This window comes from Rhodococcus sp. NPDC060176 (assembly GCF_042728675.1).
GTDB lineage: Bacteria > Actinomycetota > Actinomycetes > Mycobacteriales > Mycobacteriaceae > Rhodococcus_F.
Genome location: NZ_JBHWYS010000003.1, coordinates 145,857 through 164,661, shown reverse-complemented (window position 1 = coordinate 164,661; position 18,805 = coordinate 145,857). Strand labels below are relative to the sequence as shown.

Annotated in this window: 17 protein-coding genes; 5 read left to right on the top strand and 12 right to left on the bottom strand. The window is 62.3% G+C overall.

Annotated elements, in window-relative coordinates; translation table 11 throughout:
• From ACFWEM_RS15665 to dacB, 7 genes are all read right to left on the bottom strand, one after another.
• Positions 1 to 1,431, bottom strand: a 1,431-nt coding sequence (locus tag ACFWEM_RS15665; protein WP_378534872.1) for a hypothetical protein, incomplete at its 3' end; no start/stop codon positions are given.
• 112 nt (positions 1,432 to 1,543) lie between these two features.
• Positions 1,544 to 3,862 carry a PQQ-binding-like beta-propeller repeat protein gene (locus ACFWEM_RS15660; protein ID WP_378534869.1) on the bottom strand — a complete coding sequence of 773 codons (2,319 nt, stop codon included), beginning with the start codon at positions 3,860 to 3,862 and terminating at the stop codon, positions 1,544 to 1,546.
• Between the two features lie 22 nt (positions 3,863 to 3,884).
• The gene (locus tag ACFWEM_RS15655) at positions 3,885 to 4,559 is read right to left on the bottom strand and encodes a DUF4190 domain-containing protein (RefSeq protein ID WP_378534867.1); all 675 of its coding nucleotides are present in this window, start codon (positions 4,557 to 4,559) and stop codon (positions 3,885 to 3,887) included.
• 122 nt (positions 4,560 to 4,681) lie between these two features.
• Complete coding sequence (gene hpt / locus ACFWEM_RS15650) at positions 4,682 to 5,236, bottom strand: hypoxanthine phosphoribosyltransferase (RefSeq protein ID WP_019746778.1); 555 nt, start codon at positions 5,234 to 5,236, stop codon at positions 4,682 to 4,684.
• Between the two features lie 3 nt (positions 5,237 to 5,239).
• Entirely contained in the window at positions 5,240 to 6,217 is a 978-nt protein-coding gene (gene tilS / locus ACFWEM_RS15645) for a tRNA lysidine(34) synthetase TilS (protein ID WP_378534865.1), read from the bottom strand.
• Entirely contained in the window at positions 6,218 to 7,291 is a 1,074-nt protein-coding gene (locus ACFWEM_RS15640) for a zinc-dependent metalloprotease (protein ID WP_378536146.1), read from the bottom strand.
• Positions 7,291 to 8,700, bottom strand: a complete 1,410-nt coding sequence (gene dacB, locus ACFWEM_RS15635) for a D-alanyl-D-alanine carboxypeptidase/D-alanyl-D-alanine-endopeptidase (RefSeq protein WP_322000584.1) — start codon at positions 8,698 to 8,700, stop codon at positions 7,291 to 7,293. The genes ACFWEM_RS15640 and dacB overlap by 1 nt, the downstream gene beginning before the upstream one ends.
• A gap of 103 nt (positions 8,701 to 8,803) precedes the next feature.
• On the opposite strand from dacB, the gene ACFWEM_RS15630 reads away from it, so the two are divergent.
• On the top strand, positions 8,804 to 9,295 hold the full coding sequence (locus ACFWEM_RS15630; RefSeq protein ID WP_003941181.1) for an inorganic diphosphatase: 492 nt from the start codon (positions 8,804 to 8,806) through the stop codon (positions 9,293 to 9,295).
• A 106-nt stretch (positions 9,296 to 9,401) separates the two neighbouring features.
• On the opposite strand, the gene ACFWEM_RS15625 is transcribed toward ACFWEM_RS15630, so the two are convergent.
• From ACFWEM_RS15625 to ACFWEM_RS15615, 3 genes are all read right to left on the bottom strand, one after another.
• Entirely contained in the window at positions 9,402 to 10,232 is an 831-nt protein-coding gene (locus ACFWEM_RS15625) for a crotonase/enoyl-CoA hydratase family protein (RefSeq protein WP_007727023.1), read from the bottom strand.
• A 46-nt stretch (positions 10,233 to 10,278) separates the two neighbouring features.
• Entirely contained in the window at positions 10,279 to 10,485 is a 207-nt protein-coding gene (locus ACFWEM_RS15620) for a hypothetical protein (protein WP_378534859.1), read from the bottom strand.
• Positions 10,486 to 10,618: 133 nt separating this feature from the next.
• Entirely contained in the window at positions 10,619 to 12,148 is a 1,530-nt protein-coding gene (locus ACFWEM_RS15615) for an LCP family protein (RefSeq protein WP_378534857.1), read from the bottom strand.
• A 122-nt stretch (positions 12,149 to 12,270) separates the two neighbouring features.
• Here ACFWEM_RS15615 and ACFWEM_RS15610 point away from each other — a divergent pair, with 122 nt between their 5' ends.
• The 3 genes from ACFWEM_RS15610 (at position 12,271) to ACFWEM_RS15600 (ending at position 15,817) form a co-directional block, all read left to right on the top strand.
• Positions 12,271 to 13,089 (top strand): polysaccharide deacetylase family protein, encoded by an 819-nt coding sequence (locus tag ACFWEM_RS15610; protein ID WP_378534855.1) that lies wholly within the window; start codon positions 12,271 to 12,273, stop codon positions 13,087 to 13,089.
• Between the two features lie 4 nt (positions 13,090 to 13,093).
• Entirely contained in the window at positions 13,094 to 15,073 is a 1,980-nt protein-coding gene (locus ACFWEM_RS15605; protein ID WP_378534853.1) for an amino acid permease, read from the top strand.
• 480 nt (positions 15,074 to 15,553) lie between these two features.
• On the top strand, positions 15,554 to 15,817 hold the full coding sequence (locus ACFWEM_RS15600) for a hypothetical protein (RefSeq protein ID WP_378534851.1): 264 nt from the start codon (positions 15,554 to 15,556) through the stop codon (positions 15,815 to 15,817).
• A gap of 414 nt (positions 15,818 to 16,231) precedes the next feature.
• Here ACFWEM_RS15600 and ACFWEM_RS15595 read toward each other — a convergent pair whose 3' ends face one another.
• The gene (locus ACFWEM_RS15595) at positions 16,232 to 16,438 is read right to left on the bottom strand and encodes a hypothetical protein (protein ID WP_003941182.1); all 207 of its coding nucleotides are present in this window, start codon (positions 16,436 to 16,438) and stop codon (positions 16,232 to 16,234) included.
• A 167-nt stretch (positions 16,439 to 16,605) separates the two neighbouring features.
• On the opposite strand from ACFWEM_RS15595, the gene ACFWEM_RS15590 reads away from it, so the two are divergent.
• Complete coding sequence (locus tag ACFWEM_RS15590) at positions 16,606 to 17,640, top strand: diiron oxygenase (protein WP_378534849.1); 1,035 nt, start codon at positions 16,606 to 16,608, stop codon at positions 17,638 to 17,640.
• Positions 17,641 to 18,069: 429 nt separating this feature from the next.
• On the opposite strand, the gene ACFWEM_RS15585 is transcribed toward ACFWEM_RS15590, so the two are convergent.
• On the bottom strand, positions 18,070 to 18,324 hold the full coding sequence (locus ACFWEM_RS15585; RefSeq protein ID WP_378534847.1) for a hypothetical protein: 255 nt from the start codon (positions 18,322 to 18,324) through the stop codon (positions 18,070 to 18,072).
• Positions 18,325 to 18,805: the final 481 nt, after the last annotated feature.

Here is an 18,805-nt window from a genome sequence, read left to right as displayed (position 1 = left end):
CGCCGGAGTCCGCGGATCCGCAGCCTCGAGAGCACGCCTCGAAGGCTGAACGGGCTGTCCAAGACTCGGTACCGCAGCTGTAACCGTGGTGGCCGACGCGAACAGTTGCACCCCCGCATACAAATTCCGAACAGCCGGTGAGACTGTGAGAGCGAGAGCAAGCAGAACCACCAGCACCGCCAGAGCAAGATCGAATATCCATGCACTGTAATATATTTCGCCGTACATGGTCGACTGTACAACTAGACGAGCAATCATCAGAACGAGCAGCGCGACACAGACTCCGAGAACAACCTCGCGCGACGGGCGAGGATCAGACGAAGAATAGCGGAGCGACAGCGCTCTGACTCCGACGACGGCAAGAATCCCGACGAGTATCGCGAGAACAGCGAGCACTAACGCATCTCCCCACGGCACGATGCCAAATTGTGTTGCTGCCATTGCGATCTGAGAGAATCCAACACCGAAGCTCCACACCGTGATCAACAGCATGCCGTTTCGTGCCGCTGCGAGCCAGACGTATCCGGGGTGCGTCCCGTCGCCGACGGACGCAACACCGAATGGAATGAATGTAATTGCGGCTGCGGCAATCAAGAACGTGATGCCGTAGTACGGACTAGCCGTGACCGTGTGGAACAGCTCGACACTTGTGCCCTCGCTGATCGAGTGGAGTAATCCGGCTGCGAGGAGAGCGATGCCGAGCGCGGCGATGGTGAGGCGCCAGGACGCAAACCGTCTGGCGAGACCGACTGCCGCAACACCCACCACGACGATCGGAACGGCCGACGACACGAAGAGAACGATCAGGCTCTCGAAAGTCTGCGGCCCGTCGTAATATCGGTAGCGACTGGCGGAGACCAGGATGTAGATCAGCGCGAGTAGCGCCGAGGCCACTGACGACCCCCAAGCCACAAACACAAGCGGCTTCACCAACGCCAACCATCGCGGCGCGGTTCGAGGGTCGATGCGAATTTCTGCTGCTCGCGGTTGAGCGGCGAGCAGGGCGCCGGCAAGCCCGAACCACGCTCCGGCGCCGACCCCGTTGCCGGTGAAGATACTCGAACTCTCACTGAATCGGAACATTCCACGAATGACGTCGTAGGCGACAAGGCCCACGACAGTGGCAATGAGGGGTCCGTTGGACGCCAGACGCAACACTCGTATCTGCCCGACATTCCAATTCGGCCCGAGCATTCCGAGTCGCGCCACGTACGGCAGTAACAGCGACGCCAGCGACAGCAGTGTCGGCAGAACCAGAAGCACCACAAGAGCACTCGAACCGACGCGGGCTATTCCGACGGTCGCACTCCACGGTAAGAAGAGCGACACGAAGAGCAGTGCCGCGGCTGTCCCGTCGCGGGTGTAGTCACCGATCCGAATATCCTCGAACGCAGGTCGGGTCGGTGAATAGCTCTGGGGCGGTGGATACATGCCGTGTGACTGGGGCAAACTGTTTATCGATGGTTCACCGGGTTGACGCGAGTTGTCTTCGGTCATTCGCCAAGCTCCTCAGATGTGGGAAGTGCGCCGAACGGGTCAGGCACTATCGCCGATATTTGGTGGTTCCCGACGAATCACGATCGTTACTGACTATCTTGGCGAAGCATTGATCGTTGGCGATCCGCTTCGAATCGCACCACCCGTTGGCCGCATCCGCATCGGCAAACGTCAAGCCTGCGACGGTGATCCACCAACCACGGAGATCGAAGGTCCGCCATTCGTCACTCCAGAGCAGACGTACCTCCGGATACATGAGACGAAGTTCGAGATGCTGTCGCAGGATCTGGGCAGCAGTCCAATGCACCTGAGCGCCATTGATATCCGCTGCATCGAGTCCAACCCGCTTGGAGGAGATCTGGGCCACCCACCTGTTCGCGAGGTCACCGGTGACAAACGGACGATCGGCGTCGGTCTGGGCCCGGAGGGCGTCGAGACTCGCGGATTCGACGTCGCCCGTGGTCGGCTGTGCACTACGCGTGGGCCGAATCGGTGTATTGGTGTCACTTCGCGATGCCGGCCCGGATGTCAGGTTGGTATCACTCGCCCCTTCGTCCTCACACTCGACGAGTTGAGCACCTGACGCTCTCGAATTGGTCAGACTCGAAGACTCACCGAGAGTGTTCGGCAGCCTCCAGAAGCTACCGAGGTCGTACAGGAACTCGCGCTGGATCGAGTTCGTCGTGTTCGTCCCATCGGTTCGGGGAAGGTAGATCGGCGCTTCGGAGAAGTCGAACACCGCCGACGCAACGCTCTGGCCGGTGTCGGTGATCGACACCCGAAGCGCGTCGGTGGAGACGATGTCTCCGCCGGGACATGATGCTTTCATTTCCATTCGAACGACAAGACCCTCTGCCTGCGTGCGGTATTCAACCGGCGTCAGGGTCGGTGTCCGTCCGCATTTCGTGACGTACTCGTCGCCTCCGCCTGCTTCCGGGACAGCGGGCAGTTTGCCTGGTGCTCCCGACGGTCCGCCGGTCGGTGGGTAGTAGACGAACTCGTCATTGGAGATCGAGGCGAGTCCGTCGTGGGCCTTCGACCACGACCAGTGGTTGGTGTGGGAATCGAGTGACCAACTGATGGAGCCGTCGGCGAGTTCGACGGCAAGAACCCTGCCGTCGTTGGGATGGACGAGAATTCGCTCACCGTCCGAGACCGAGAAAGAGAAGTAGTCACCGATCTTGGTCGACCACAACTGCTCCCCGGTGTCGATTCGGTAGGCCGAAAGTGTGTCCGAGTCGTTGCCCAGCACGATGTCGCCGACGATTCTGTGTAACGAGAAGCGATCACCGCCGGTGACCGACCACAACTCGGTGCCGTCACTGATGTTGTACGCGCCATGCGAACCGATATACGGACGAGAGTTCGATGCCGAGACAAGCCAGGGCGATGCCGGTCTGTCTTCGCCAACTCGAAATCTCTCGGCCCCGTCACGGTCGGACACGATGCTGGAGTATCCGTCCGACGGAAATGGCATCTCGCAGAGGACGCCGGCGAAGCCCTGACCTGGAAGCGCCTCGTAGCCACCGAGATTCGGATTCGAAAGCAGCGCGCCGTCGACCGCGTTCAGCGCAGTCGACCCGATGCTCGAGTAGTAGACGATGCCGTCCACGATCTCGAACGAATGCGAATCCCCGGATCCGACGCAGTCGGTTTCCTGTGGAGTTGTCGTTGTCCACGCCGCGTCGAGGTCGGTGGGGGTTCCGCGCGAAATCACTTGCCCGGACTGGTTGCCGCCCACGGTGAAGAGTGCCCCGTCGGAAACCTCGACCAGGGTGGCTGTATCTGTGTCGACACTCGAACGAATCGTCCCCGAGTCGAGCGAGAAGGAAACGACTCGCGCTGTTCCACCAGGATTCCTGACGACACAAGGTAGGGCTGCATCGATCGCGGCGGTCGCACACGACACCGTGCCGGCGACCGGCGTTTGCCATCGAATGGATCCGCTTTCGGCGTCGACAGCAACGAGTTGGGATTGCTGACCCTGTTGTGGTCCGACCGTTGTGATCAGAGTCTGTCCCAACTCGATGAATCTTGCCGTTCCATAGCTCGCACCGAGCGAATCAGGCCACAGAAATCTTCCGCCCGGCAGAACATCGTCAACGTCCAACGACCACCCTGGCGTCGGCCGAGTGGGGTAGGTGTTGACCAACTGGCCTGCCACCGGTCCGTCGGAGTCTCCCGACCGGAGAATCGTGGCAACGGTGACGGTGCCCGCGGCGAGGGCCGCGACGGCGGTAAGAGCCGTAACGGCAACAATCCATCCTCGGCCACGAGAGCGAGCGGCCGGCGGATGTCCGGTAGCCGGAGCCTGCATTGGCGGTGGCGGGGGTGGCGGGGGCGGGGGCGGGGGTGGCAACGTCATCGGCTGTGACTTCCTCTGTCGATCATTCGTCCGCCAGGCAAAGCACTACGACCGGACTCTCTTTACGAACCCAATCGGCGGTGCACGCAGACGTGGACGTGCCGCGGCTGACTACTCGGTGAGTGGCGCTGCTCGAGCTGCACGAGACCGGACTGACATACGTCTCGCTTGTCCCGTCGCCCTTGTCCGCTCCGAGCCTTCGGACGATGCAGTCGCCTACCGAGGCATTTGCGATGACCGTCGCCGTGTCGCTTCCGCTGTACGTCGGCGCTACCGTCCTGGATGTGGTGGTCGAATACGTCGGATACGTCGTACTCGACGTTTCAGATGTGTAGTAGAGAGAAGACGCGCTGTCGTAGTCGTCGAACGCCCGGGTGAAGGCGTTGGCAATGAGAAACATCCACACGATCGACAACACCAGAAGTGCGGTGAAGATGTAGCCGATCACCAGACCGGCGATTGCGAGTCCTCGCCCCTGCTCACCGGTTCGCTTGATCTGCGCCAGCGAAATGTGGCCGAGCACGATTCCGACCGGCGCCAGCACGAGAGCCCCAACCAGGGCTGCAATTGCGAAACCGTTGGTGGTCGGCGGTTGGTACAGAACGCCTTGCGGTTGCGCATTCCAGTACTGCTGCTCGCCCTCGGGCGGCAGTGGCGGAGGGGGCGGCGGTGGAGGAGGCGGTGGCGGAAGAGTCACCGAATAGGCCGTCGATAGCGCATTCCGTGAATCTAGCGAGGCCTCACAGACCTGTCTGTCGTCCGTTCGGAGGATTGATGCAGAGAGGCTGAAGTGTGAAGAGTGTTAACCGACGAGCAGGCTCAGCCGCCGTAAACCTCGGGGTCCAGGGTGCCGATGTACGGCAGATCGCGGTACCGCTCGGCGTAGTCGAGGCCGTAACCGACGACGAACTCGTTGGGGATGTCGAAGCCCACGTCGCGGACGTCGACGTCGATCTTGACCGCGTCGGGCTTGCGGAGCAGGGTGACGACCTCGAGCGAAGCGGGGTTACGCGTCTTGAGGTTGCGCATCAACCACGACAGCGTGAGACCGGAGTCGATGATGTCTTCGACGATCAGCACGTGGCGACCGGCGATGTCCTTGTCGAGGTCCTTGAGGATGCGGACGACGCCCGAAGACGAGGTCGAGGATCCGTAGGAACTGACGGCCATGAATTCCATCTGCGACGGGATCGGCAGGGCGCGGGCGAAGTCGGTCATGAAGAAGACCGCTCCCTTGAGGACGCCGATCAGCAGGAGATCCCCTTCGGGGGCGCCTGCCGGGTAACGCTTGGCGATTTCCTCAGCCAGTTCCGCCGTTCGCGCACGGATCTGTTCTTCGGAGATCAGTACCGATGCGATGTCGCCCTCGTACACGCGTCAAACCCTTCGTCGGTCTTCGAATCCGAGGATCAGCCTGCCACGTCGCCGGGCCGCCACCAACCTCGCCTCCGGTGTTCCGCCGCCGATCGCGACGCCGCCTTGCCCCCGCCAGTCGGTCACCAGGGCGTCGACTGCGCGTAACTGTTTGTCCGTCAATGCTTTTGCGCCGCCCTGCAGCAGCCAGGCGCGCAGAGCGCGTCGACGGATTGCGGTGGGCGCTTCGGCAAGTGTGTCCACTTCCACTTCCCCGTCGACGACAACCCATAGGAGTAGGGCCTCGGCGTACTCGTCGAGCGCCTCACCGTCCTCACGCAACTGCGTCGCGGTTCGAGCCAACGCTTCGGGAACTCCCCCGCCGAGAATTTCTTCGAGCAACGGCAACGCCTCGTGCCGCAGACGCACACGAGTGAACTCGGGATTGTTGTTGTGCGGGTCTTCCCACGGCGTGATTTCCAGGTCGACGCAGGCCGCCCTGGTCACCGATCGACGGATGCCGAGTAGCGGCCGCCCCCAGGGAGCGTCGAATGCCGCCATACCTTGAATCGATCGCCCACCGGACCCGCGGGAGAGTCCGAGAAGCACGGTCTCCGCCTGATCGTCGAGCGTGTGTCCAAGCAGAACCGGGAGGTCAGTTCTGGCGCCGTGCAAGGCGTTGTACCGAGCCTCACGCGCAGCGGCCTCGAGACTCCCACCTTCGGCTACGTCGACGGTCAGCACCGTCGCGGTCCGGCAACCCAGCGCCAGCGCCTGGTCGGCGGCCGAGCGTGCGACGGCATCGGAACCGTCTTGCAGGCGATGGTCCACGATCAACGCGTCGACCGATTCGGTTTCCGCCACCGCTGCTGCGGTGAGCGCCAGCGAATCGGCTCCCCCGGACAGGGCGACGATCACCCGGCGTCGTGGCTCGAATGCGACTGTCCACGCCCGCACGGCCTGTCGCAGCGCCAGGAGGGCAGGCGTCTCGGGCAGCAGCATCTAGCCGAGAACGCGCTTCACCCACGCGTCGGGATCGTCGATCTCGTCGAGCAACGGCAGGGTTTCCGGCCCGGTCCAGATGGTGTTGAACTGCTCCATGCCGGCCTTGAGAACCACCGCGTCGACGAAGGCCTTGCCGCGTACGTACTGCGCCATCTTGGCGTCCATGCCGAGCAGCATCTTGATGATCCGCTGCACGGGGTTGGACTTGCGCTGCCGACGCTTGTCGAAGGCCGCGCGGATAGTTGACACCGACGGCACCACAGCGGGACCGACGGCGTCCATCACGTGGTCTGCATGCCCTTCGAGGAGGGTGCCGAGTACGAGCATCCGATCCAGCGCGTCACGCTGGGGTTCTGCCTGCGAGGCACGCAGCAGGCCGATGATGCCGCCCGCCGTCGCACCGTCACTGGAGTCGGGTTCCTTCCGCGAGCGCAGCTCTGCAGCAAGGCGACCGACAACGTCGGTCATCGACTCGTCCACCGTCGCACCGAGCGTTTCGACGGATTCCTTCATGTAATCCGCGAGCCAGGGCGAGGACGAGAACTGGACCCGGTGCGTGACCTCGTGCAGGCAGACCCACAACCGGAAGTCGCTCGGGTTCAGCCGAAGGGATCGTTCGACGGAGACGATGTTCGGTGTGACCAGAAGCAGCGTGCCGTGCTCACCGGTGAACGGGTCGTACTGCCCGAGGATCGCCGAAGACAGGTACGCCAACATTGCGCCGGCCTGCAGGCCCGCCGGCTTTCCGACGATGAGATTGCCACTGCCGTCGGGGTCGGCACCGGTGAGATGCGCCATCGACCGCGAGGCTGCAGTAATCCATCCAGCCCGGTCCAACACGTCAGCGGCTGGGACCGGTAGACCGTCGGCCAAACCGGTCACTTCACGAACCGGCAGTTCTGCACGCTTGGACGCTTCGGCGAGTTCTGCCGTCGCAGTCTCGGCCGTGTAGCGAGACATCGCGGGGCCGCCACGCGCCAGCTTTATCCCGGCTTTGGCGGCCAGACTCCAGTCGACGGCACCACCGAGCGGAGCCGAGGCTTCATCATCTTGTGGAGTCTTTTCGGCCACTATTGGCACCCGCAATTCCTCAATGCTCCGGCAATCGCGTCCAGGGCAGGACGGCTCACTTCTGGCGGCCGGTCATTGGACATCAGTGCGAAGGTGAGCACTCGCCCGTTCTGATCGACCACGAACCCTGACAACGCACTGGCCGTCGAGAGAGTTCCCGTCTTGGCCCGTACCCAACCCGCACCGGTTCGGTTTCCGGACGCGTAGCGGTCGGACAAACTTCCTGTTCCGCCGGCCACCGGAAGGTAGTCCAGCAGGGGGCGCAGTTTCGGATCACCGTCACCGGCCGCAGCCGTCATGACGCGATCGAGTACCTGAGCGGGAATGAGATCGTCGACGGACAGTCCGCTGGAATCGTGCAGCGATACACCGGTGTAGTCGAACCCGGCGGCCTGCAGGGTCTTGCCGGTCGCGTCGACGGCTCCGGTGAACGAGGCTTCGATTCCGGAGGCAATCGCGACCTCACGCCCGATGGTCTCTGCGAGCACGTTGTCGGAATGTTCCATCATCTGCAGCAGCCGGTCGCTCAGCGGCGCCGACTGCACGGTGGCGATCGGCTTGGCACCGGCAGGCGCCGCGCCGAGACTCACGTTGGCGGGATCGACACCGAGTGCCTGAGCGAGGACCTTGCCCGCGTCCAACGCGGGAGTTTCCGAACGCGGCGACTCGTCTTGAGTGCCGTCGTACCGACCACCTTCGATCATCACCGATTCGATCGGGGTGATGTAGCCGGCCGCGATGTCCGCGGGGAACCAGCCGGTGGCCATGTTGTCGCCCTTGAACAAGCTCGAGTCCACCACGACGCTGGTCACCGGCGTACCGGCAGCCTTGATCTGGTCGACGAGATCCGCGATGTGCGCTGCGTTGGCGTAGTACCCGCTCTGCCCCTTCGGCGTGGCCGTCAGCGTCGGGTCACCGCCGCCGACCAGAACGACCTGCCCGGGGCTCGTTCCGGGCACCACCGTCGTGGACAGCCGGTGGTCGAGCGGCAACTTCAGCAGTGCCGCCGATGCGGTGAGCACCTTTGTCGTGGACGCGGGCGTCATCGGCGTCGACGGGTCCGTGCTCCAGAGAATGTTTCCGGTGAGCGCATCAGCGACTACTCCGGTGAACTTCCCCAGATCCGGGTTGGCCACGGCCGGGCCGATCGCCGCGGCGATTCCCGCCGCGCTCGGGATCGGTGCGTCCGTCGGGACGGGCACCACCTGGGGTGACGGCGTCACGAGCGCAGGCTGAGGCGACGTAGTCACGGTCGTGCTGCCCGCGGTGTCGTTCGACGTACCGAGTTTCACGACGACAACTCCGGCGACGGCCAGTACAACCACTGCACCGACCGCCAGAAGGATGCGGAAGTTACGCCGTCGACTCTCTTCCAACGAGCCGATCTTCTTCTTTCCTTGGCCCGCCAACGCCCCTCCGTCTGTGCTCTGCCTACTGGGTGGTCAGGCAACCTTATCCTTGACCCGATATCCTTCCGACGAATCATTACCGACACGACAGCGAGGAATCGGCGTGGAGTTCGACGTCACCATCGAGATCCCCAAGGGTCAGCGCAACAAGTACGAGGTCGACCACGTAACCGGTCGCGTCAAACTCGATCGCTACCTCTACACAGCTTTCGGCTACCCGGCCGACTACGGCTTCATCGAAAACACCCTGGGTGAGGACGGCGATCCGCTCGACGCCATGGTCCTGCTCCCCGAGTCGGTCTTCCCCGGCGTCATCGTCGAGGCTCGCGCAGTCGCGATGTTCAAGATGGTCGACGAGGCCGGCGGAGACGACAAGGTCCTCTGCGTTCCGGCCGGCGACCCCCGCTGGGATCACATCCAGGATCTGGGTGACATCTCACAGTTCGAACTCGATGCGATCAAGCACTTCTTCGTCCACTACAAGGACCTCGAGCCGAACAAGCACGTCGAGGCAGCCAACTGGGTCGGCCGCGCCGAGGCAGAGGCCGAGATCGAGGCTTCGATCAAGCGTCTCGCTGCCAACGGCGGTCACTGAGCTCGAGTTCTCAGGCCTTACGAAAATCCCCGCACATCGGAAGATGTGCGGGGATTTTTGTGCTGTTTTTACTCGCCCTTGCAGTTCCTACTCACCCTTGCAGTTTCTACTCACCCTGGAAGACCGGCGGGCGCTTCTGGAAGACGGCGGTGATGGCCTCGGTCAGATCCTGCGAAGGCAGGAACGCCGCGTTCCAGGCTGCGACGTAGCGAAGGCTGTCGTTCACGCTCGCGCTGCGGGTGTGATCGAGCACGTCCTTGATCCCGTGGACGACGAGCGGCGGGTTGAGCGCAATCTCCTTGGCGGTCGCGCGCGCCGCGGCCAGCACTGCGTCGGCATCTTCGAACACGTCGTTGACGAGACCGATCTTCTCGGCGCGCGCTGCGTCGATGTCCTTGCCGGTCAGAGCCAACTCACGCAGGTGTCCGTCACCGATGATCGCGGGCAGCCGCGCGAGGCTGCCCATGTCTGCGACGATCGCGACCTTGACCTCGCGGATGCTGAACTTGGCGTCGGCACTTGCGTAGCGGATGTCCGCCGCCGTGATGAGGTCGACGCCGCCGCCGATGCACCAACCCTGCACAGCCGCGACGACGGGCTTGCGGCAGTCTGCGACGGCATTGATGCCCGACTGCATGCGCTTGATCATGTCGTGGAATTTGGTGCGCGGACCTGCCTGAGCCTTGTCTGCGAGGACGGCACCGAATTCACCGCTCATCGCCGGCAGGTCCAGTCCGAACGAGAAGTGCTTGCCGGAACCGGCGATGACGATTGCACGCACCTCGGGGTCGGCGTCGAGGTCGGCGAAGATTTCGGGGAGTTCACTCCAGAAATCCGGCCCCATCGCGTTGCCCTTGCTCGGCCCGATCAGCGTCACCTGGGCGATGTTGTCTTCGCGCTCGACGGTGAACGCATTCCAGCTCTTCTGTTCAGTCATTACTCAAGAGTAACTAAAGGTCGGGCTCAGCCGAAGACCGCTGCCTTCATCCGAAGATTCCTGCCTCGTCAAGTACCAGTACGACGAGGGTGACGGCCATCAGGGCGAACATGATGAGCATCGCCACCCTGGCCGCCCGCTCACTGGTCGGTGGGAAAACGCGCTGCGCCGGATGCTCGGCCACGTACTCGGACAAGGACATGGTCCTGGCACGTGAGCGTGTCGGATTCTGTACCGCTGCTGTTGTAGCCATGTCGGTGATCCTTTCAACTACGCAATCTCAGTCAGGTACCCCAAAGGTGAAGTACCCGACTGAGTTCGACTTCTCCAATGTAGACCCGCAGATCGAAGAAGTCAGCGTGAGTTTGGTGCGAATTACCTGAGAGTCAGTCCACACAGGGAATGCCGCCGTTCGCGTCGGCCCGGATGGGTGATCCCTGCGCTCCCGTATCGGGAACGGTGCCGGCGGATACCGACGAGTCCGACTGCGCCGGAGCGGCCGAGAACACGGTCTGCACATTGTCCTCACCGATCAGTACAGACACTGATTCGGCCGCTGCCTGCTCGTTAGGCACTGCGGCCACGCCCAACTGCTCGGCCAGCGCCTCTGCGACGGCTTTGGCGCCGACTCCATAGCTGACCACCGACTTTGCCGTCGCAACTGCGGTGCTCACCTCTCCGACTTCGACTCCCGACGCTTTCGTCGCCGCTGCCAACGCGGCGCCCAACCCGTCCGTCGCGGTTCCGTTGCGGATGTCCACAACTTCGTTCCCGGTCGAGACAGCAGTGTCCATCGCAGGTGCAGATGCCGAGTCACCTCCCGCGAAGATCCGCGACACTTCACTACGCAGACGCGCCGGATCGACCATGTTGACGTCCTGGCCGTCGACGGTCTCGTATCCCTCGATGGGCAGGGTGTAGAAGTCGATGTTCCCACCTGCGAGAGCGCTTGCCTGAGAAGCGAATCGGACGGGATCCATGGCAGAATCGATCACCACGTCCTTCTTCACCACGTCGGTCAGTGCCGTCATCTTCGGAATGTTTCCGATGACGCCGGAGCCCTTCAAGTTGGCGATCACCGCGCTGATGAAAGCCTGCTGCCGGTGGGTGCGATCCAAGTCCCCGTTGTCCAGGCCGTGGCGTTGACGGACAAACGAAAGTGCCTGTGACGCATCGAGAGTCTGAACTCCGGCCGGGAAGTTGGCGCCCGAGAAGTCATCCTGCACCGGATTGTTGAGGCACACCTGAACGGGGCCGATAGCCGAGACGACGTCGTAGAAGCCCATCAGGTTCACTTCGGCAAAGTGATCGATCGGAACCTTGAGCAGATTCTGCACGGTGGTCAGTGTCGACCGTCTTCCGACTTCACGCGCTTGTTGTTCTCGTGCAGCAGGATCCGTCACACCGTCCGCTACGAGTTTGGCGTCCGCATCAGCCTTCGCCATTCCGTACGCTTCCTTGATCTTGGCCATTCCGTAGCCGGGTACCGCGACGTAGTCGTCGCGTGGGATCGCCACTGCACTGGCCTTGCCGCCATCGCCCGGAACATGGAGCAGGATAAGCGTGTTCGTGTTGTATCCACCCACATCACTGTCCCCCGCATGCAGCTTGTCGGTGACGAACTCGGCCGGCAGGTCGCTGCCGTCCATCGCTTTACGACTGTCGAGCCCGATCAACAAGATGTTGGTATCCCCGTCGAGCGAACTGCCGGCGTCGTCACCGAGGGCGGAGAGCGCGTCCGATCGATACAGCCCCGACGTGAGATCCGACTGCACGTACCAGCCGATTCCGACGCCCACCAGAATCGTCGTCGACAGGGACGCCGCCGCCAGCTTGCGCCCCACCGAGAGCGTCGACCGCTGCGGTTGACGCCTACGCCTGTGCCTGGTTGCCGAGTGTCGAGGTCGCGGTTCCACGGCCGACACGCTATCCACCGTTCCTGAGTAGAACCTGTCGATACCGGACACGGCTGGTCTTTCGCTGAAAGAACGCTGAGAATGAAGTCCGAATTAGGCAAATCTGCTCTAGGCTCCGCCCTGTGGACCGCCGACGCTTCCTCAGTGCCCTCGCAGCAGCAACTCTGACCGGAACCGCCGCGGTGACCATGGGAACCGCGTGTTCGTCACGTTCGGTCGGGACGGCAATCGCTGCAGCCGACGAACCAACCGACCCCGTCCCTGTCCCGGATCTCCCGCCTGCCTTGTTGCCGCCTCCACCGCCGTCTGCCCGGGTGCCGCTGCCCGCCGGCGGATCGTTGACCGCGTTACCCGGCGGTGGGGATCTGTTTGCCCTGACGGTTGACGACGGAGCCAGCTCCGAAGTCGTGCGCCTCTACACACAGTTCGCAAAAGACACCGGCATCCGTTTGACGTACTTCGTCAACGGGCAATACAACTCGTGGACCGAAAACGCCGGACTTCTCAGACCGCTGGTCGAGAGCGGACAAATTCAGCTCGGCAATCACACCTACTCGCACCCGGATCTGACGTCCGTGTCGAAGCAGCAGATCGCAGACGAGCTGACGAAGAACGGCACGTTCCTGCGCAACACCTACGGCGTGGACGCGGCGCCGTACTTTCGGCCGCCGTACGGAAGGCACAACGCGACAGTCGATTCCGTGGCCGCGAGCGTCGGCTACACCGTGCCCACCCTCTGGTACGGATCACTGTCGGATTCTTCGTTGATCACCGAGGAGTACATCCTCCAAATGGCGAACCAGTACTTCAATCCGGGGGCCATCGTGATCGGACACCTCAACTATCCGCCCGTGACCCACGTGTATCCGCAACTGGTGGACATCATCCGGAGCCGAAACCTGCGGACTGTCACGCTCAACGATGTCTATCTGAAGCCGTGACGCCGTGGTGACCGCAGCCGACAACGAGGTCCCGGCCGACAACACGGCTCCGTCTGTGAAACAACGCACCGAGGCCTGGCTGCTCGCGGACATCACCGAGGAACCAGCCGGACATCTGGGGCCACACCGGATGGCGCCGAAGAAGGAGAAGCGCCACCCGTGGTGGAAGGTGATGTGTCTGACGGGTGTCGATTACTTCTCCACTCTCGGTTACCAACCCGGTATCGCGGCACTGGCGGCCGGCACGTTGGCTCCCATCGCGACAGTCGTATTGATCCTGCTGACACTCTTCGGCGCTCTACCGGTCTACCGGCGAGTGGCTCGCGAGAGTCCGCATGGCGAGGGTTCGATCGCCATGCTCGAGAAGCTGCTGCCCAAGTGGCGCGGCAAGATCTTCGTTCTCGTGCTTCTCGGCTTCGCGGCCACCGATTTCCTCATCACTATGACGCTCTCGGCTGCCGATGCCACGGCGCACCTCGTCGAGAACCCTTTTGCTCCAACCTTTCTCTCCGGACACACCGTCGCCGTCACCCTGGTTCTGCTCGCGCTCCTCGCTGCGGTCTTCCTCCGCGGATTCACCGAAGCGATCGGTATCGCGGTCGGATTGGTCGCCGTCTACCTCGCCTTGAACGTGGTGGTCATCTCCGTAGGTCTGTGGCACATCGCGACCGCGCCGTCGTTGGTCACCGACTGGACGCGCGCCATGACCACCGAGCACGGAAACCCGGCGATGATGATCCTGATCGCGCTGATCGTCTTCCCGAAGTTGGCTCTCGGTCTGTCCGGCTTCGAAACCGGCGTCGCGGTCATGCCGCAGATCAAGGGCGATCCGCACGACACCGAACAGAATCCACGTGGCCGCATCAAAGGTGCGCGGCGCCTGCTCACCACGGCGGCGCTGATCATGAGCGGATTCCTGCTGACGTCGAGCCTGGTCACCACCATCCTGATCCCAGAAAACGAGTTCCAACCCGGAGGCGCTGCCAACGGTCGCGCGCTTGCCTTTCTCGCCCACGACTATCTGGGTGAGATCTTCGGAACCGTCTACGATCTCAGCACGATTCTGATCCTCTGGTTTGCCGGTGCATCGGCAATGGCAGGGTTGCTCAATCTTGTTCCGAGGTATCTCCCCCGCTACGGCATGGCGCCGTCGTGGGCCCGCGCCGTACGCCCGCTGGTCCTCGTGTTCAGCGTCATCGCCGTCACCGTCACGATCTACTTCGACGCCGGTGTCGACGCTCAGAGTTCCGCGTACGCAACCGGTGTCCTCGTGCTCATCTCGTCGGCGACCGTCGCCGTTGCACTGTCCGCTCGTAAGCACGGTCAGCGAAAACTGTTCGTGGGGTTCAGTTTTGTGGCAGTTTTGTTCGTCTACACGACGATCGCGAACATCTTCGAACGTCCAGACGGTGTGAAAGTGGCGTCGTTCTTCATCGCCGCGATCATGGTGGTGTCCTTCCTTTCCCGGATCTCGCGAGCCTTCGAACTTCGGGCAACCTCCGTCGAATTCGACGAGACCGCGCTGCAATTCATCACCGAGGCAGCCGAGAAGGGCTATCTCGCTGTGGTGGCGCACGACGTCGACCGCCTCGACGAGGACGAGTATCGGCGGAAGGAATCGCAGCAGCGCGCCGAAAGCAACATCCCCGAAGGCGAGTCGATCATCTTCATCGAGGTCAACGTCACGGACTCCTCCGAATTCAGCACCGACCTCCTCGTCCACGGGCGACAGCGCGGTGAGCACCGGATTCTGTGGGTCGACAGCCCGGCCGTCCCCAACACCATTGCGGCGGTTCTCCTGCGCACGAGGGACATCACCGGAGTGATTCCCGACGTCTACTTCGAGTGGACCGAGGGAAACCCGATCATGTACCTGCTCCGTTTCCTGTTCATCGGTGAGGGCGAAACCGCTCCCGTGACTCGTGAGGTCCTCCGCCGCGCGGAACCCGATCAGTCCAGGCGGCCCCATGTCCACGTCGGTTGACGCGGCAAACGCGAGTAGAAGGTTGGTCCAGGCCATGCCCCAGGAAGATCGCACAGAAAGAAGTGCTGCGTGCCTATATTCAGGCGAAACTCGCGGATATAACATCTTGCGTGCGAGGCTCGCCCTGAAACCCATTGCGATGGTGCGGATCAATAGGACGATCGGCCCCCCGCTGCACCCACACGTCGAAGCGACTGGCTAGCGCAGGTTCGATTCGTCTGTCACCAAGCGATAAAGAACGTATCCAGAAAACACTATTATGGAGACGACGCAGAGTACGAGCATGATGTCGAAGAAGATAGTCATGTTTCCCCTCATGGGTTCGACCAGAATCGATTCGTTTATCCCCGCGAAAGTTTCTCCGTGAAAATGTCCTGTTCCGCAGCTCCAATCGTGTGAAGGCGATAGCGCCTCACCACCCGAGGCACGGCTCAGCACTCCTGTGGAGTCGGATATGTGGCGGCATCGTGAGCAGAAGCAATGGGCGAAGTTTCTCCGACAGTCAATCGTTCACCGTTTCGCCGCTTCCTCACGGCCGCGGTGATCAGTTCGGCCGGCTCGTCGGTGACAGCGGTGGCAATGCACACTTGGGGCGCCCACCTCGTCTACAGCCCAACGCGTTCCGGCTTGGACCGCTTCATGCTCGGTCCCGCCGAACACGTCGGCCAGATTCTTCCTGCCGCCCACAGGACGCCGCGCCGCGCCGCGACAGCAACACCCACCACTAAAGCCAGTGCCGTATAGAGCGCGATCACACCATGAAGGCCACCGCCGATTTACCGGGAGCGCCCGACGCAAACTCCGCTCTTGCAGGGCTCGGCACTGAACAAGTCTCAGCCAACCGACGGCACTTCGGTGATGGCGTCGGCGGTCACGAGCATGTCGATCTCGACGCTGTTGGTTCCGTCGCCATCGGTGACGCGCACAGTTACCCCTGCCAGAGCCATTGGTCGTCGTGCATTTCCGCCCAGAATTTCAATTCAGATAGCGACTTCCATCGAAACTGGTTGTTACACAATCACTTAAGAAAGAGAACTGACACAACTTGAAAGTTACCGGTGAGATATTTGCACTGTTACCGATCGCCATCCGAGCAACAAACCACGGTCCATCGGATCCCCGTCGCATGACGAAAGACGTGCGGGCCGATCCACATGATCAACTGTCTGCGCCGCCTCGGATGTCGCCGCGGTGCAGGGACGCGAGTTCGGCGAGGTGAGTTCCGACCCGATCAAGCGGGACACCGACCGTGACGAGATCGCGAGAACCTCGTCCTGCACCTATCCCACCGTATAGGTCGGCAGATGCACACAACGGCCTAACGTCGACCACGTCCAGCGCCGTCGTCTCGACAGCAGGACCCATACCACCATCAAATGCCGAGAGCTGCGTGCATGGTGCGATATTGAGCGTCCTTTTCGCCCTTCCGGACTTACCCGTGGACGTGCAGACTCATACAGTTACTGTGGACGCGTAGTCACACTTAGTTTACTGTGGGCACGTCTGAGATAGATGCCACAAAGGAGCCCGAAATGCAGTTCCTAACACTTCGTCGCACGCGGCGTAACGCGCCATCTGTCCGGTTAACTCCGGGGCGCAATACCGTCAACGAACATCGCGATTACCACGACACTCTGCGCACACTGTCCGAGGCATCCTCGACAGGGCTCCACTTCGAGGCGTTCAAAGACATCGCCTGGAATTCGCCCGAGTTCGCCGCCCCCGCGGACGACCCAAGATGGACACTCCCCGCGGTCGACCCCTTGTCCCACACCGACTGGTACCGCGCGCTCTCACCCCAGGAACAACGGCGGGTTGCCCGGATTCGGCTCGCATCTATAACAAAGACCGGCTCCCAGTTCGAGCAACTGCTCCTTCTCGGCGGTACCCAGTTCTTGATGGGCCTGGCGAACGAGAACCCCGAATTCCGCTACTTCATGCACGAACTCACCGAAGAGACACACCACATCCAGATGTTTCAGGAGTTCACCAACCGGGTGGCTCCGGAGGTCCACGGTGCCCCAACGTGGCTTGTCAAGGCCTTCCCCCTGGTCGGTTCGCTGGGATCGCTGTGGCCCAGTTTCTTCTTTCAGATCATCCTCGCTGGAGAGGAGCCGATCGACCACATCCAGAAGAGCATCATGCGCGGCGGTGGCATTCACCCGCTCACCGACCGCATCATGCAGATCCATCTCGCCGCGGAAGCACGTCACATCGGGTTCGCCCATGCATGGTTGCGCCATCACGCTCCGCGCATGAGCCGATTCAACCGCCTCGCACTCGGCCTCACCACGCCTGTAGTCATGCGCATAGGGTTTTGGTCCATCGTCGTCCCGAGCCGGCAGGACGCGACGTTGCTGGGTATCCCCCGCAATGTTCTGCGCGAGACCTATTCGATGCGCAACCCCGATTTCCGGCGACTCCTTGCAGAGTCCTGCGCAGACGTCCGGAGCCTCGCCGACGCCAACGGAATGCGCACCCGGCTCACCCTCTGGTCCTGGCGGCTTACCGGAACCGACGGCCGGCTGTCGCGTTACCGCAACGAGCCGTCGAGGGCCGCGGCTTGACGATCTGCAACCCGAGACGCAGCTGCCCCTCTCCCACTTCGACAGACAGCTGCGTTACCCACTCACCGCGGTCGAGGCAATGGCGCACAGATATCAGCGCGCCAACCACAGGCCCACACCCGAATCGCCCCATCGAAGTGTAGGAAGCACATCCACCAAGGCGAACCAGCGACATCAGTGCCAGCGGACACGACCCAGGCTGCAGGATTCAACGCTGAACAAGTCTCAGCCGACCGACGGCACTTCGGTGATGGCGTCAGCGGTCACGAGCATGTCGATCTCGACGAGATTGGTTCTGCCGGCATCGGTGACTCGCACGGTATTCCGGCCAGCCATTGCCCGTCGTGCATTATCGCCCAGAATTTCAAAATACCGTCCAGGTATCCGGACATGTACAGGGCGGACGTTTTCACGCGCATGCTCACATGATCAGCGCGCGATGCTCCCCCACGTCCGAGCGGGAGCGCCCGGCCGATGTCGACTTTCACTGCCCTCGGCTCGTCGAATGTCCTGATCACGGGGTAGTCCGTCCAGTGCTCGGTGTTGATCACTGTGCAAGCCGGAGAGGCGGTGTCGCGGCGAGAGTTCTGTCGCACCGTCGGGTCCGAGTTCGACGATCTCGCCGTCGAGGACGGTTTCGCGGTGGTCGAGCACGGCGCGGAGTGCGTCGACGATCTCGGGCAACGAGGCGTTAGTTGTTGCCGTTGCGCGACCACAGTGGCGGCAGTTTGGTGCCGGTGGTGGCGATGGCTCTGACTCCATCCCATTTCGACTCGAAGGCCCTCGGTCTGGTCAGTGTGGCGACCTGGTGCTCGTCGCGATTGCAAGGATAGTTCGGGGGTCCGACATCCTCAGGGAAATTCGGCTACTGCGATTGTGTGGTCTGGTGCGGCAGGATGGTGTGGTCGTTGAAGGTTGTCGGGATGTGGGGGTTTTGTGAGCAGCGAGCATTTCAGTGCCTCGGATTTGATTGCACTCGGTTACGCGCCTGACAGGTTGACCTCGGTGTTCGGCGAGCCGGATTCTGTTGACGGGGAGTCGCTTTGGGACAGTGAGACTGTCGTTGCGATCGAGCGCGATGTCTTGGCCCCCGCTGTCCGGGTCCTGTGGGATGCATTCGCTCCGGAGTGGAATACCCGCCTCAGAATGCAAGGCGTGTCGTTAC